This is a genomic window from Vibrio sp. IB15, assembly GCF_016406055.1.
GTDB lineage: Bacteria > Pseudomonadota > Gammaproteobacteria > Enterobacterales > Vibrionaceae > Vibrio > Vibrio chagasii.
In genome coordinates, this window is record NZ_JAEFCE010000002.1 from 136792 (window position 1) to 152291 (window position 15500).

Sequence of the window (15500 nt, forward strand, 5' to 3'; positions counted from 1 at the left end):
ATATCATCAGGTTTAAATAGTGTCGGTTCTAGGAAGCAGAACCATTTCAAAGGATATAGAACAATGCCAATTAGTACTCCTCAAGAAATTATTGAAGACATTCGCCTAGGAAAAATGGTTATCCTGATGGATGATGAAGATCGCGAGAATGAAGGCGATCTGATCATGGCAGCAGAACATGTGACGCCAGAAGCGATTAACTTCATGGCGATGTACGGCCGTGGCTTAATCTGCCTAACCTTGACTAAAGAGCGTTCAAGCCGCATGGGTCTAGCCCCTATGGTTCAAGACAACAACGCACAGTACACCACTAACTTTACCGTTTCGATTGAAGCAGCTGAAGGTGTAACTACGGGGATTTCTGCGTCTGACCGTGCGGTGACGGTTCAAGCGGCCGTTGCGAAAGATGCAAAAGCGGCTGACCTTGTTCAGCCTGGCCACATCTTCCCGCTAACAGCACAAGAGGGTGGTGTTCTAACTCGTGCTGGTCACACTGAAGCGGGCTGTGATTTAGCACGCCTAGCGGGTTGTGAGCCTGCATCGGTTATCGTTGAGATCCTAAATTATGACGGCACCATGGCTCGTCGCCCTGATCTTGAAGTGTTCGCTGAAAAGCACGACATCAAGCTAGGCACGATTGCTGACTTGATCGAATACCGTAACAATACAGAAACCACGATTGAGCGGGTTGCACAGTGTCACCTACCGACTGAGTTCGGTGACTTTGAGCTTGTGACTTACCGTGACACTATCGATAATCAAATCCATTACGCAATGCAAAAAGGTGACTTAACGGGCGAAGCGCCACTGGTTCGTGTTCACCTGCATGATACCTTCACCGATCTGCTTCATTCTGATCGTGGTACTGAGCGTAGCTGGTCACTAGATAAGGCGATGAAGCGCATTGGCGACGAAGGTGGTGTGTTGGTTATTCTGGGCAACGAAGAGTCGTCTGATTCTTTGATTCACAAAGTGAAGACATTCGAAGCTCAAGATAAGAACGAGCAACCAACCATGGCTAAGAAGCAAGGCACTTCTCGTCGCGTTGGTGTCGGTTCTCAAATTCTACAAGACCTAGGTGTTCATGATATGCGCCTATTGTCTTCAAGCACCAAGCGTTACCATGCTCTTGGTGGTTTTGGTCTTAACGTTGTTGAATACGTTTGTGAGTAACCACTTACATACTAGTTTATAGCAACATAATTTATGATGATTTGAGCGGCTCTTTTGGTTCGAAATCGGACAAAAAGAGCCCAGCCGCTGAGCCTGACTTTTGTCGTGTCAAGCGTTGGCGCTTAGCGACCTGTTGCTCCTAAATAGTTGGGAGCGAGGCTTGGCTATCATCTTTACATCTCCGGTGTCTGCTCTTCTAAATTAGCATTAGATATTGCTCACAGTTTTATGCTAGAATCCGGCGATTCTCACTTGATGAAAATAGTTAAAGGAAGGCTTATGAAAGTGATCGAGGGTGGCTTCCCAGCGCCAAATGCAAAAATTGCTATCGTTATTGCTCGTTTCAACAGTTTTATTAACGAAAGTTTACTTTCTGGTGCAATCGATACTTTAAAACGTCACGGACAAGTAAGCGAAGACAACATCACTGTTGTTCGTTGTCCTGGTGCAGTAGAACTTCCACTTGTAGCGCAACGCGTTGCAAAAACAGGTAAGTTCGACGCGATTGTATCTCTTGGTACAGTAATTCGTGGCGGTACGCCTCATTTTGACTATGTTTGTAGTGAATGTAATAAAGGTTTGGCGCAAGTGTCTCTGGAATATTCTCTTCCAGTAGCATTCGGCGTACTAACTGTTGATACGATCGATCAAGCTATTGAACGCGCAGGAACCAAGGCTGGTAATAAAGGTGCAGAAGCTGCACTAAGCGCACTTGAGATGATCAACGTTCTTTCTGAAATCGATTCCTAATGGGGGCCAGTGTGAAACCAGCCGCACGTCGTAACGCACGTCAATTTGCTCTACAAGCAATTTATTCTTGGCAAATTACTAAAGAAAATATTGCTACCGTTGAAGAACAGTTCTTATCTGGTGGTAAGTATGATGAAGAAGAACATCATGCTGCAGAACCTGCACTTGCTATGCCAGAAACAGACGTTGCATACTTCCGCGACCTACTAACTGGTGTTGCTCTTAGTCACATGGAACTTGATAGCAAGCTTCGTCCATTCGTATCTCGCCCGATGCAAGATCTGGATCTGATGGAACTAGCGCTTCTACGTTTAGCTATGTACGAGATGACTCGTCGCGAAGATGTACCATACAAAGTGGTTATCAACGAAGCTATCGAGCTTGCGAAAGTATTCGCAGCAGAAGACAGCCATAAGTTTGTGAATGGTGTGCTTGATAAAGCAGCGCCACACGTACGTAAGAAGTAATCTCTACGTATATTGAATCTAAAGGTCAGCTTTCATGCTGGCCTTTTTTGTTAGTAAATTCCAAAGATAGGGCATGTGATGTCTTGTGAATTCAACCTAATCGATAAATATTTCGTAAACCGACAGCCTCAACGTAAAGACGTGCACCTCGCCGCTGGTGATGATTGCGCTTTGGTTAAAGCGCCAAGTAATGTTGAGATCGCGATCAGCACCGATACCTTAGTGGCGGGTACTCACTTCTTAGCAGAAGCAAACCCAGCTTGGGTCGCACACAAAGCATTGGCTTCAAACATCAGTGATCTGGCTGCGATGGGTGCAACGCCGGCGTGGGTCTCTTTTGCCTTAACCATGCCTGAAGTAGATGAAGCTTGGCTAGCGCCGTTCTGCGACTCTTTTTTCAAACTTGCAGACTACTTTGGTATTCAGTTAATTGGTGGTGACACTACAAAGGGGCCGCTGAGCCTAACATTGACGGTACAAGGCTTTGTGCCAGAAGGGAAAGCCCTACGTAGAGATGGCGCGAAAGTCGGGGATTGGATTTACGTGACAGGCAATTTAGGTGATAGCAAGGCTGGCCTAGAGGTTCTATTAGACCCTGATGAAAACCAAGCTAAGCCGTATGCGAGGGAGCTTGAAGAGAGACACTACATCAGTTCTCCACGAGTGTTAGCGGGTCAAGCGCTTGTGAATCTTGCTTCGTCGGCTATTGATATCTCAGATGGTGTTATTGCAGATCTCAAACACATTCTTAAGCGCTCACAGGTGGGGGCAAGTATTGATGTGAGTACTTTACCTATCTCACCTGAATTACGTCAGTTTGCCCCTGATATCGCGTCGGCGCAGCAGTATGCGCTGACCAGTGGGGAAGAGTATGAGCTTTGCTTTACCGTCCCTGAAGAAAACAAAGGCTCTCTTGAAAGTGCTTTGTCACACACTGGAACAAAAGTCACCTGTATTGGTCAAATAAGACCTGTAGAATACTTTGAACTACACAATAATGGTGAACCGCTGAGCTGGAGCTTAACCGGTTACGATCACTTTAAGGTTAATTGATGACAAACCCACTATCTGCAATCTCTCTTAAAAACCCTTGGCATTTTCTAGCAACGGGTTTTGGCAGTGGCTTATCGCCTATTATTCCTGGAACCATGGGTACACTCGCCTCGATTCCTCTGTACCTATTATTGGTTCAATTGCCGTTCCCGGCTTATGTCGCGGTGGTCGTGATAAGCTGTATTATTGGTATCAAGATCTGCCAAGTGACCTCAGATGATATGGGCGTACATGATCATGGCTCTATCGTATGGGATGAGTTTGCAGGCTTTTGGATCACCATGAGCCTAGTGCCAATGTTGAGCATTCCTGCCGATGATTGGAAATGGTTGTTGACGGGCTTTGTTCTATTCCGCTTCTTTGACATGGTAAAACCGTGGCCGATTGGTTGGTTAGATGCTCGAGTTCATGGCGGTTTAGGCATCATGATTGATGATATTGTGGCAGGTATTATGGCGGCGATTTCACTGTATGCTGTGGCCCATTTTGCAGGTTGGTTAGTTTAAATAAAGATAAAACAAGGAATTACAATGTCTAATAAGGTTTACTGTATTGCTCAATTTCAGCCGAAAGAAGGTAAACTGAACGAGCTGTTTGAGGTTTTAAAAGCACTAGAGCCAAACACTCTGCGTGAAGACGGTTGTATTCAATACACAGTAACTCGTCACATTCAGAGCCCGTTTGCGGAAGGTCAGAGCTTCCCGATCGCTTTCAACGAAATCTGGGCGGATAACGAAGCGTTTGAAGCGCACTGTCAACGTCGTGAAATTCAACAGTTCTTCCAAGAGCAGTGTGTTGATGAAACAGGTTTAGTTGAGAACTTCAATGTTGCTATTTACTCTGACGAGCCAGAGAACTACGATGCACCTGTTCTTAAGCCGTGCTGCTAATTTGCTGTAGCAACTGATTTAAACAGTGGCTAGCTAATGAGTTAGTGGATACTAAAAAGGTTGACCCTAGGGCCAACCTTTTTTTGTTTTGTTGCTTATGTAGTTTGCTACTTAAAGCTATTTAGCAAGGTACTCAGAGATAGACTTCTCAATACCTTTCGCGTCTAAGCCTAGCTCTTCATGCAGCTCACCTTGAGTGCCTTGAGCAATGAACTTGTCTGGTAGACCAAGGTTCAGTACAGGCATTAGCAGTTTCTCTTGCATCAAGAACTCAATTACACCTGCACCTGCACCACCGGCAATCGCATTTTCTTCGATAGTCACCAGTACATCGTGGTCAGCGACAAGTTGTTTGATTAGAGCTTCATCTAGCGGCTTAACAAAGCGCATGTCTGCAACGGTGGCATCCATTACATCAGCAGCTTGAAGTGCATTTTCTAGGAAAGTACCAAAGCTTAGGATAGCAACCTTAGCGCCATCCTTTGCTTTTGAGCTTTCACGAACGATACGGCCTTTACCAATCTCAAGTGTAGTAAACTCACTTTGGATTTCTGTGCCCATGCCATTACCACGAGGGTAACGAACTGCACTTGGTCCATTGTGCTGGTGGCCAGTGTATAGCATTTGGCGACATTCGTTTTCGTCGCTTGGTGCCATGATCACCATGTTTGGAATACAACGCATGAAGCTTAAGTCGAACGCACCTTGGTGTGTTTGACCATCGGCACCCACAAGACCTGCACGGTCAATCGCGAACATGACCGGTAGATCCATGATAGCCACATCGTGGATCAGTTGATCGTAGCCACGTTGTAGGAATGTCGAGTAGATAGCCACAATCGGCTTGTCACCCGCAATCGCCATACCCGTTGCTAGCGTCACGGCGTGCTGCTCAGCAATCGCTACATCGAAGTATTGATCTGGGTATTCTTTAGAGAAACGCACCATGCCAGAACCTTCACGCATTGCTGGCGTGATCGCCATTAGCTTAGGATCTTGCGCTGCCATATCACATAGGAAATCACCAAAAACCTTTGAGAACGTTGGCTTAGAGCTAGTACTTTTTGATAGGCTTAATTTGGCTGGGTTGAATTTAGGTACAGCATGGTAACCAATTGGATCTTTCTCCGCTGGCTCGTAGCCTTTGCCTTTCTTGGTCATGATGTGCAGGAACTGAGGACCTTTTAGGTCTCTCATGTTCTTAAGCGTTTTAATCAGCTCGTTTACATCGTGGCCGTCTACTGGGCCAATGTAATTAAAGCCTAGCTCTTCAAACATGGTGCCAGGGACAACCATGCCTTTTAGGTGTTCTTCTGTACGACGAACTAGCTCTTTAATCGGCGGAACACCAGATAGCACTTTCTTGCCGCCCTCACGAATAGACGTGTAAAGACTGCCAGAAAGAACTTGAGCTAGGTGGTTGTTAAGCGCACCTACGTTTTCAGAAATTGACATCTCGTTATCGTTTAGGATAACCAGCATGTCATTATGAACATCGCCTGCGTGGTTCATGGCTTCAAATGCCATACCAGCAGTAATCGCACCGTCACCAATCACACTCACAACTTTGCGGTTTTTGCCTTCTTTCTTGGCACTTATCGCCATACCGAGTGCAGCACTGATCGATGTTGATGAGTGACCAACAGAAAGGGTGTCGTACTCGCTCTCTTCACGCCATGGGAATGGGTGCAGTCCGTCTTTTTGGCGGATCGTCGACAAGCGGTCACGGCGACCGGTAAGAATTTTGTGCGGGTATGCTTGGTGACCAACATCCCAAACCAATTGGTCAAAAGGCGTGTTGTACACATAGTGTAGAGCAACAGTGAGCTCTACCGTACCTAAGCCTGACGCTAAGTGACCACTTGATTGGCTCACTGAGTTAAGAAGATAGGTGCGTAATTCATCACAAAGCTGTGTTAGCGTCTCTTTTGGGAGAAGACGCAAATCCTCTGGCTTATCAGCCAAAGCAAGAGTTGGGTACTTTGATATATCAAGAGTCATAGGTAATGCGCGCTTATTGTCTTAGTTCTTGCGCTCGATGACGTATCGGGCGAACTCTTCGAGTAACTGGGTATTGTATGGGATCGCGGCCAAAGCTTGAAGCGCTTCCTGCAGCAGAGATTGCGCTTTTTCTTGAGCGCCCTCTAAACCTAGCAAAGAAGGGTAGGTGCTTTTGTTTAAATCTTGGTCAGAGCCCTGTGGTTTACCCAAAGTTTCGGTGTCGCCAATGATATCCAAGATATCGTCTTGAACTTGGAAGGCTAATCCGATGGCATCTGCGTACTTATCTAATTGAGGCAGCACCTCGAACGCTTTTTCACCTGCAGCTAGCGCACCTAAACGGATTGCACTCTTCATAAGAGCACCGGTTTTATTACGGTGAACTTCTTCCAGCTCTTCAAGCGTCACTGCGCGGTTTTCAGCTTCGATATCGAGTGCCTGACCGATACACATACCTTGAGCTCCAGAGGCTTCAGCTAGGCGTTGAATCATTCGAACGCGGTTGCTTTCACCATCAGCACTTAATGTGCCTTCTGCAAGTATAGTAAATGCGAGAGTTTGTAGTGCATCGCCCGTTAAAATAGCCGTGGCTTCATCGAATTTGATGTGACAAGTCTGGTGGCCACGACGCAGCTCATCGTCGTCCATTGCTGGAAGGTCATCATGAATCAGAGAGTAGGCATGAATACATTCGACTGCAGAAGCTGGAGTATCGAGTTCTTCCGCGGTGCAACCGAGCATTTCCCCTGTAATATAGACAAGAAATGGACGCGCGCGTTTGCCGCCTAAAAGTAACCCATAACGCATTGCGTTGATCAGATTCTGATTTTGGTGTGGCAGGCGGTCAAGCCAAAGGTTCAGTTGCTCGTTATTACGTGCTTGATAAGACAATAAAGTCTCGATCATAGGGGATCTCATACAATTCGTTATTCTGGTTGTGGGTTAAAGTCACTCAGTTCTGCATTTTCGTCATTTTGCAGTAGGATGCTAACACGTTGTTCTGCATCGTTTAGTTTACTTTGACCTGCACGAGCGAGGGAGATACCTCGTTCGAATTTTTTCAGCGCATCATCTAAAGCTAGATCACCGTTTTCTAGTTGATCAACCAAGCCATCGAGCTCTTCGATTGCCGCTTCAAAGCTCATATTTTCAGGTTTCTTAGTAGCCATAATAAATCTGCGTTTGGAAAGATGAACGAACGTTACCCTAGGGCGTTCAGATGGTCAAATGTAACCAATAAATTTTGCTAGAAAGTTCGTTTTTAAGAGGCTTGAAGTCACTTTCCTTTAATAACCCTACCTTTCTCGAGTTTATGGCTGTTCGAGAACGGGGAAGCGGGTAATAGTTGTGATACAAAAAGCAAAAGTGTGATACTTAGGCCAAGAATTTACTAAAAGATCTTATAGTCTTGCCGATAAAAGGATTATCGTCGACATAGAGCTACAAAAAAGCATGAGGAGTGCTCAGTGGATTTAGCAACCCTAATAGGTTTGATTGGTGGATTTGCCTTTGTAATCATGGCAATGATCCTAGGTGGAAGCCTCGGGATGTTCTATGACACGACATCCATTTTGATCGTGATTGGTGGTTCAACGTTTGTTGTTCTAATGAAGTTCACCATGGGACAGTTCTTTGGTGCGGCTAAAATTGCCGGCAAAGCATTTATGTTTAAAGTCGATGAGCCTGAAGATCTTATCGCTAAGATTGTTGAAATGGCAGACGCAGCACGTAAAGGTGGTTTCTTAGCTCTGGAAGAGATGGAAATCAGCAACAGCTTTATGCAAAAGGGCATCGACCTGTTGGTTGATGGCCATGATGGTGATGTAGTGCGAGCTGCATTGCAAAAAGACATTGCGCTAACGACAGAACGTCACGAGCAGGGCGCGAAGGTGTTCTCTGCCTTTGGTGATGTTTCTCCTGCGATGGGTATGATCGGTACCTTGGTCGGTTTGGTTGCCATGCTTTCGAACATGGATGACCCTAAAGCGATCGGCCCTGCGATGGCCGTTGCACTCTTAACTACGCTGTATGGCGCAATTCTATCGAACATGGTGTTTTTCCCAATCGCAGACAAACTAGCGCTGCGTCGTGACCAAGAGACACTGAACCGTCGTTTGGTGATGGACGGTGTGCTGGCTATCCAAGATGGTCAAAACCCACGAGTTATTGATGGTTACCTGAAGAGCTACCTGAATGAAGGTAAGCGTACGATTGATGGTGAACCTGCGTAAGAGGAGTTGAAGATGGATGAAGAGAATCCATGTAAATGTCCTCCTCCGGGGTTACCTCAATGGATGGGAACATTTGCTGACTTGATGTCACTGTTGATGTGTTTCTTCGTACTTCTACTCTCATTCTCTGAGATGGATGTACTGAAGTTCAAACAGATCGCTGGCTCGATGAAGTTCGCATTTGGTGTACAGAACCGTTTAGAAGTAAAAGACATCCCAAAAGGGACTAGCATCATTGCGCAAGAGTTTCGTCCTGGTCGTCCAGAGCCTACGCCGATTGATGTGATCATGCAGCAAACGATAGATATCACTCAGCAGACGTTGGAATTTCATGAAGGTGAATCTGAGCGCGCTGGTGGTACCATGCGTGACCAAGGTAAGATGACCGGAGGCAAGTCGCCAGAGGTATCGACTCACGACAACCAAAACTCTGAGTCAGACCAGCAGCAACAACAAGCCGAAGCTCAATCGCAAGAGATGGAAACCTTGATGGAAAGCATCAAGAAGGCGTTGGAACGAGAAATCGACCAAGGCGCGATCGAGGTAGAAAACCTTGGCCAACAGATTGTGATTCGAATTCGTGAGAAGGGTGCATTCCCATCGGGTTCTGCTTTCCTACAGCCTAAGTTCCGACCTTTGGTGAGACAGGTGGCTGAATTAGTGAAAGATGTTCCGGGCATTGTTCGAATCTCAGGTCACACTGATAACCAACGTCTTGATTCTGAGCTGTATCGTTCGAATTGGGATCTGTCATCTCAGCGAGCGGTATCTGTTGCTCAAGAGATGGAAAAGGTACGCGGATTCTCTCATCAACGTTTGAGAGTACGTGGTATGGCGGATACTGAGCCCGTAGAGCCGAACGATACTGAATGGCAGCGTAGCCTGAACCGTCGCGTCGAGATCAGTATCATGCAAGGTGAGCCACTTTACAGCGATGAAGTTCCAGTGATTTCTGAATAGTACCGAGCTACGAGTTAAGCTGACTTATTAAATTAACCAGAAAGCCCAACCTTATGATGAGGTTGGGCTTTTTATTTATGTGGTGAGTGGTTTATCTATTTATAACAATACCGACAGTGAGTAAGCATGCTATTTTTAATAGGGTGTGTATTTATTACTGGTGCCAAAGCAAGCACTCTTTTCCTTGTTTCACTTTCTCATGTATAATTCGCGCCCTTAGATTTAGATATGATCTACTCTTGCTTTAAGTGCTGCGTAAATTCTCCAATTTACTTGGCGAAGAGCCTTTTCAAATTTTGAACATTAATGTTGTGAACGTACTATGAAATTTATTGTTAAGCCCCATCCGGAAATTTTTGTAAAAAGTGAATCGGTGCGTAAGCGCTTCACAAGGATTCTAGAGTGCAACATTCGTAACGTTATTCAGCGTCGCTGTGAAGGTGTTGCGGTATTTAACCGTCGTGACCATATAGAAGTGACGTCTGAGAGTGATAAGTACTACACAGAAGTGTTAGAGGCTCTTACTCACACTCCTGGTATTCACCACTCTTTAGAAGTACAACAGTCAGATTTTAAAGACTTGCACGATATCTATGAGCAAGTTTTAGAGCGCAGCCGTGCTGACATTGAAGGTAAAACTTTCTCTGTTCGTGCTAAGCGTCGCGGTAAGCATGAGTTCACGTCTATCGAGCTTGAGCGCTACGTAGGTGGCGGTCTGAATCAAGCGGTTGAGTCGGCACGCGTTAAGCTGAAAGATCCAGAAGTAACGGTTAAAGTTGAAGTGGCTAATGACAAACTGAACCAAGTTCTGGCGCGTCACAAAGGCCTTGGTGGTTTCCCTCTAGGTACTCAAGAAGACCTACTGAGCTTGATCTCTGGTGGTTTTGACTCTGGCGTATCAAGCTATCTACACATCAAACGTGGCTCTAAAGTTCACTACTGTTTCTTCAACCTTGGCGGTCCTGCGCACGAGATTGGCGTTAAGCAAGTAGCTCACTACCTGTGGAACAAGTACGGTTCTTCGGCAAAAGTGAAGTTCATCTCTGTTGATTTCGAACCGGTTGTTGCTGAAATCCTTGAGAATGTAGAAGACGGCCAAATGGGCGTTGTGCTTAAGCGAATGTTCATGCGTGCTGGTGGCATGGTTGCTGACAAGTTCAAGATCGAAGCATTGGTCACTGGTGAGGCACTAGGTCAGGTATCAAGCCAAACGCTAACTAACCTGCGTCACATTGATAACGTAACGGACACGCTGATCCTTCGTCCACTTATCAACTGGGATAAAGAAGACATCATCGACCTTGCGCGCGAGATCGGCACCGAAGATTTCGCGAAAGTAATGCCTGAATACTGTGGTGTTATCTCTAAGAAGCCAACAGTGAAAGCGAAGAAAGGTAAACTTGCAGCAGAAGAAGCTAAGTTTAACTTTGAAGTGCTAGAGCAAGTGATCGAGAACGCTCGTGTTATGGATATCCGTGATATTGAGAAAGAGAGCCAAGAGCAAGCTCCAGAAGTGGAACAGGTTCAAGCTGTGGCTGAGCACGCTATCGTTCTTGATATCCGTAGCCCAGATGAAGAAGACGAAAGCCCATTAGAAATCGATGGCGTTGATGTAAAACACCTACCTTTCTACAAGCTAGCGACGCAATTTGGTGACCTAGACCAAGGTAAAGAGTACCTATTGTACTGTGACCGTGGTGTTATGAGCCGTCTGCAAGCGCTATACTTGCAAGAGCAGGGCTTCAAGAACGTTAAAGTGTACCGCCCATAGTCTGCTAGCTTAGAGCACGACTTAGGTTGTAACAGATACAGAAAGCCGCTTACTGAAAAGTAAGCGGCTTTTTATTTATCGGTTGATTGTTATTCTGTAATCGGTACAGTTATTTCACCGCGTAGCTCGTATGGTATTTTGTTTAAAAACAAGCTGATGTTATACATCTATTTTTAGGTTGTAGGGTTAGCATTCGCATTGTTACTGAAAAATGCAATTAAATGCTTATTTTTGTATGCGTATAATTGTTTAAGTAAGCGAAGGTTAGATTTTGTGAGTAGAGTGAAGAAATAGTAAGGATTAATTAGCACAGCTATTGGTAAACTTATTGTTACTTTTCTTTGGGCATAAAAAAACACCGCCTAATAGGCGGTGTAAACAATTTGACAGACAGGTCAAAATAAATACAGGAAGTAGATGCCTCGTTTCAGCGCGTAGCTGCAACAAAACATTTGGTAGAACTCTACCCAACTCGAAAAGTACGAGTTTGCAAACACAACATCGCAGGAGCTAAGCCAATTGATTCTAGAGAGAATCAAGCCGTTCAGGCTAGCTGCTGCGGAATGAAATATAGAATTTCTCTAGCCGCTAGGCAACGGACAAATTATAATGTTTCAGATAAAAAAAACTAATGCTTATTTAGAGAGTAACTATGTCTCGTCGATTACCCCCATTAAACTCGCTAAGAGTGTTTGAAGCTGCGGCTCGACACTTGAGTTTTACGCGTGCCGCTGAAGAGTTGTTTGTTACTCAAGCTGCGGTTAGTCACCAGATAAAAGCTTTAGAAGAGTTTCTGTCTTTGAAGCTTTTTCGCCGAAGAAACCGTTCTTTGTTGCTCACTGAAGAAGGGCAAAGCTACTTCTTAGATATCAAAGATATATTTACATCATTGGCTGAGGCCACTGATAAGGTGCTTGAGAGAAGTGAGAAGGGCGCATTAACCATCAGCTTGCCACCAAGCTTTGCGATTCAATGGTTAGTACCAAGGCTTGCTGACTTTAATCAACAAGAACCTGATATCGATGTTCGAATTAAGGCCGTTGATATGGATGAGGGTTCGTTGACGGATGATGTGGACGTCGCAATCTACTATGGTCGAGGGAACTGGCCGGGCTTGAGAGCCGATAAATTGTATCAAGAGTACTTGGTTCCTCTCTGCTCCCCATCTGTGTTATTGGGAACAAAACCATTAGAATCTCTAAAAGATTTGGCATGCCATACGCTATTGCATGACACCTCTCGTAAAGATTGGAAACAGTTTGCGAAACAAAACGGCATTGATGGCGTTAATGTAAACCATGGACCGATCTTCAGCCACTCAACCATGGTGCTTCAAGCCGCAGCTCACGGGCAAGGCATTGCATTGGGTAACAACGTTCTCGCACAACCTGAAATAGAAGCGGGCCGCTTGATTGCGCCGTTTGATGAAGTATTAGTAAGTAAGAATGCTTTCTATGTTGTGTGTCATGAGAAACAAGCCGACATGGGCCGTATCGCTACTTTCCGTGATTGGATGCTGGCTAAAGCACAAAGTGAACAAGAGGACTTACTTGATGAGTAACATCATTATTGATGGTGAAGATAATCCGATCACCTTTATCTTTGCGCACGGTGCGGGCGCTGGTATGGATCATGAGTTCATGCAGTCGGTGGCCAAAGGTTTAGCCTTTAAAGGGATACGAGTGGTTCGTTTCAATTTCCCTTATATGATCAAGCGTGCCGAAGATGGTAAGCGTCGTCCACCTGATAGAGCGCCTAAGCTGCTTGAAGCCTATCAAGAGATCATTGAGCAAACTGATGCTGACAAGCTTGTGATTGGTGGTAAGTCGATGGGAGGCCGCATGGCGAGTCACTTATCTGAGTTGGATAAAGTGGCAGCGATGGCTTGTTTAGGTTTCCCTTTTCATCCTCCGGGTAAGCCAGAGAATTATAAAGGTGAACACCTCGCTTCTTTGCAAAAGCCGTGTCTGATTCTTCAAGGCGAACGCGATACCTTTGGTAAGCGTGAAGAGTTTGCTGATTTCGACCTGTCGGATTCTATTCGAGTTGAGTTTATTCCTGATGGTGATCACAGCTTCAAACCACGCAAGAGTTCTGGTTACACAGAGCAACAGAACATCGCGTTAACGGTTGAAAAGCTCTCAGCATTCATTAAAGAGGTGCTTAATGAAAAGTAAGTACCTACTTACCTTCGCTGGTCTATCTGGTGCTATTGCGGTGATGCTTGGCGCGTTTGCTGCACACGGTTTAAAAGCTATTTTGCCTGAGTACGTGTTAGGTGTATTCGAAACGGGTGTTCAGTATCAGTTTATTCACACGTTAGCGATATTAGCGTGTGGTGCTCTGCTACAGATGAAACTTGGCGCTAAATCACAAAAATATTTTTTCATTGCGGCAATTTGCTTTATCATCGGCATCCTTTGTTTTAGTGGTAGCCTGTATGCGCTAGCACTGACAGGAATAAAATGGTTTGGCCCAATAACTCCGTTTGGTGGTCTACTATTTATCATTGGTTGGGGAGTCTTCTCCTTCGCTGCTTTGAATATAAAAGAGGTAACTCAGTGAAACACGTACTACTTTATTGTCGCTCTGGTTTTGAAAAAGAATGTGCTGGCGAAATTCAAGACAAGGCAACACAACTGGAAGTGTTTGGTTTTCCTCGCTTAAAGAACAATACTGGTTTCGTATTGTTTGAATGTTACCAAGCTGGTGAAGCGGACAAGTTGATCAAAGAGATCGATTTCCAATCTCTGATCTTTGCTCGTCAAATGCTAGCTGTAGCGGTTGAAATCAAAGATCTACCAACCGATGACCGCATCTCTCCAATTCTTGAGGCGCTTTCTGAGAAAGAAAGTTTCCCACGTTGTGGTGATATCCGTATTGAAACGCCAGATACTAACGAAGCAAAAGAGCTACTGAAGTTCTGTCGTAAGTTTACTGTTCCAATGCGCCAAGCTATGCGTGGCAAAGGTCTGATGACAGCGAAAGACAACGCTAAAAAGCCTGTGCTTCACTTGTGCTTCATCGCTCCGGGTCACTGTTTTGTTGGTTATTCTTACCCAACCAACAACTCACAATTCTTTATGGGCATCCCTCGTTTGAAGTTCCCTTCAGATGCGCCAAGCCGTTCTACATTGAAGCTAGAAGAAGCGTTCCACGTGTTCATCCCTCGTGATGAGTGGGATGAGCGTCTTGCTCCGGGTATGTGGGGTGTAGATTTAGGTGCTTGTCCAGGCGGTTGGACTTACCAACTAGTGAAACGTTCTATGTTCGTTCACTGTGTTGATAATGGCATGATGGCAGACAGCCTGATGGAAACTGGCCAAATCAAACACCACATGGTGGATGGCTTTAAGTTCGAACCAGACCGTAAGAACGTCACTTGGATCATCTGTGACATGGTTGAAAAACCAGCGCGCGTTGCACACCTTATGGGTGAGTGGATCATCAAAGGTTGGGCGAAAGAAGCACTATTCAACCTTAAACTGCCAATGAAGGGCCGTTACGATGAAGTTTTGCAAGATATTGAGAACCTAAAACTGTTCCTGATTGAGAACAAAGTGAAGTTTAAGATGCAGGCGAAGCACTTATATCATGACCGTGAAGAGATTACCGTTCATATTCAGTCGCTTTCAAACATCTCACCGTACTAATATTAGCGTTGATATATCAGTGATAAAAATGCTCCTTTAAGGGGCATTTTTTGTATCTGAAATTCGTTAAATGTTCGGGTTTAGGCGCGTTAATGAATTCAACATCGTCGAAATATCAGCTATTTCAGTATTCAGATGTTAAAAAAGCCGTAAGTGATCGAGACTTACGGCTACCTATCTTCAGGGGTGATACGAAGCAGGATTTATTCAAAGATTCAGCAGCAAAACGAAGTAAGTTTTACAGCGAGATCATCCTAGCAAAATTTATTTTATTAAAAAGATGAACACCGGTGTTGATAACATTTTTGATAAGAAATACGCAGAGCATACTGGCTTTGGTATCTCTTGGGGCTCAGACAAGTACACTAGCTACGAAGCTGGTCGTAACTTCAAAGCTTCTATCGCTTATAACTTCTAATCATCCGATTAAGTTCAGTTAGGCGGCAGCCAAAATAACAAAAAGCCTTAGTATCGACTAAGGCTTTTCTGTATCTGGTGTCTCGTCCTGAAATGTGTTTACACATTGAGGACGAATTATGACTACTTCAAAT

General features: G+C 45.0%; 17 protein-coding genes. 14 read left to right on the forward strand and 3 right to left on the reverse strand.

Annotated features, from left to right (window positions below; translation table 11 throughout):
- The first annotated feature begins 63 nt into the window (after window positions 1-63).
- The 6 genes from ribBA (at window position 64) to JC606_RS01425 (ending at window position 4333) form a co-directional block, all read left to right on the forward strand.
- Entirely contained in the window at window positions 64-1173 is a 1110-nt protein-coding gene (gene ribBA, locus JC606_RS01400; protein WP_137408263.1) for a bifunctional 3,4-dihydroxy-2-butanone-4-phosphate synthase/GTP cyclohydrolase II, read from the forward strand.
- A 279-nt stretch (window positions 1174-1452) separates the two neighbouring features.
- Window positions 1453-1923 carry a 6,7-dimethyl-8-ribityllumazine synthase gene (gene ribH / locus JC606_RS01405; protein WP_004741508.1) on the forward strand — a complete coding sequence of 157 codons (471 nt, stop codon included), beginning with the start codon at window positions 1453-1455 and terminating at the stop codon, window positions 1921-1923.
- Entirely contained in the window at window positions 1923-2390 is a 468-nt protein-coding gene (nusB, locus tag JC606_RS01410) for a transcription antitermination factor NusB (protein WP_004734399.1), read from the forward strand. Before ribH ends, nusB begins: the two co-directional genes overlap by 1 nt.
- 78 nt (window positions 2391-2468) lie before the next feature.
- Window positions 2469-3443, forward strand: a complete 975-nt coding sequence (gene thiL / locus JC606_RS01415; RefSeq protein ID WP_198777644.1) for a thiamine-phosphate kinase — start codon at window positions 2469-2471, stop codon at window positions 3441-3443.
- Complete coding sequence (pgpA, locus tag JC606_RS01420; protein WP_102426136.1) at window positions 3443-3949, forward strand: phosphatidylglycerophosphatase A; 507 nt, start codon at window positions 3443-3445, stop codon at window positions 3947-3949. Before thiL ends, pgpA begins: the two co-directional genes overlap by 1 nt.
- A 24-nt stretch (window positions 3950-3973) precedes the next feature.
- Window positions 3974-4333, forward strand: coding sequence for a putative quinol monooxygenase (locus tag JC606_RS01425; protein WP_137408261.1), 360 nt, complete (start codon window positions 3974-3976; stop codon window positions 4331-4333).
- 117 nt (window positions 4334-4450) lie between these two features.
- Here the strand turns inward: JC606_RS01425 and dxs are convergent, their stop codons facing one another.
- From dxs to xseB, 3 genes are read right to left on the reverse strand one after another with little or no spacing between them, the layout of a single operon-like run.
- Window positions 4451-6334: a 1-deoxy-D-xylulose-5-phosphate synthase gene (gene dxs / locus JC606_RS01430; RefSeq protein WP_137408260.1), complete on the reverse strand. Its 1884-nt coding sequence runs from the start codon at window positions 6332-6334 to the stop codon at window positions 4451-4453.
- Window positions 6335-6355: 21 nt separating this feature from the next.
- The gene (gene ispA, locus JC606_RS01435) at window positions 6356-7240 is read right to left on the reverse strand and encodes a (2E,6E)-farnesyl diphosphate synthase (protein WP_004741514.1); all 885 of its coding nucleotides are present in this window, start codon (window positions 7238-7240) and stop codon (window positions 6356-6358) included.
- Between the two features lie 20 nt (window positions 7241-7260).
- A complete protein-coding gene (xseB, locus tag JC606_RS01440; RefSeq protein WP_004734405.1) occupies window positions 7261-7503 on the reverse strand; it encodes an exodeoxyribonuclease VII small subunit in 243 nt (80 codons plus the stop codon).
- Window positions 7504-7800: 297 nt separating this feature from the next.
- Between xseB and pomA the strand changes: the two genes are divergently transcribed.
- The 8 genes from pomA to JC606_RS01480 all read left to right on the forward strand — a co-directional run bounded on the left by pomA (window position 7801) and on the right by JC606_RS01480 (window position 15367).
- Window positions 7801-8565, forward strand: a complete 765-nt coding sequence (gene pomA / locus JC606_RS01445; protein ID WP_137408259.1) for a flagellar motor protein PomA — start codon at window positions 7801-7803, stop codon at window positions 8563-8565.
- Between the two features lie 12 nt (window positions 8566-8577).
- Entirely contained in the window at window positions 8578-9525 is a 948-nt protein-coding gene (locus JC606_RS01450; protein WP_102426134.1) for a flagellar motor protein MotB, read from the forward strand.
- A 322-nt stretch (window positions 9526-9847) separates the two neighbouring features.
- Window positions 9848-11296: a tRNA uracil 4-sulfurtransferase ThiI gene (gene thiI / locus JC606_RS01455; RefSeq protein ID WP_004738516.1), complete on the forward strand. Its 1449-nt coding sequence runs from the start codon at window positions 9848-9850 to the stop codon at window positions 11294-11296.
- Between the two features lie 652 nt (window positions 11297-11948).
- Window positions 11949-12857, forward strand: a complete 909-nt coding sequence (locus JC606_RS01460) for a transcriptional regulator GcvA (protein ID WP_004738518.1) — start codon at window positions 11949-11951, stop codon at window positions 12855-12857.
- Window positions 12850-13473, forward strand: a complete 624-nt coding sequence (locus JC606_RS01465) for an alpha/beta fold hydrolase (protein WP_137408258.1) — start codon at window positions 12850-12852, stop codon at window positions 13471-13473. Before JC606_RS01460 ends, JC606_RS01465 begins: the two co-directional genes overlap by 8 nt.
- A complete protein-coding gene (locus tag JC606_RS01470) occupies window positions 13463-13861 on the forward strand; it encodes a DUF423 domain-containing protein (protein ID WP_137408257.1) in 399 nt (132 codons plus the stop codon). Before JC606_RS01465 ends, JC606_RS01470 begins: the two co-directional genes overlap by 11 nt.
- Window positions 13858-14949 carry a 23S rRNA (cytidine(2498)-2'-O)-methyltransferase RlmM gene (gene rlmM, locus JC606_RS01475; protein ID WP_198777645.1) on the forward strand — a complete coding sequence of 364 codons (1092 nt, stop codon included), beginning with the start codon at window positions 13858-13860 and terminating at the stop codon, window positions 14947-14949. Before JC606_RS01470 ends, rlmM begins: the two co-directional genes overlap by 4 nt.
- Window positions 14950-15229: 280 nt before the next feature.
- Window positions 15230-15367 (forward strand): hypothetical protein, encoded by a 138-nt coding sequence (locus JC606_RS01480; RefSeq protein WP_315973339.1) that lies wholly within the window; start codon window positions 15230-15232, stop codon window positions 15365-15367.
- Window positions 15368-15500: the final 133 nt, after the last annotated feature.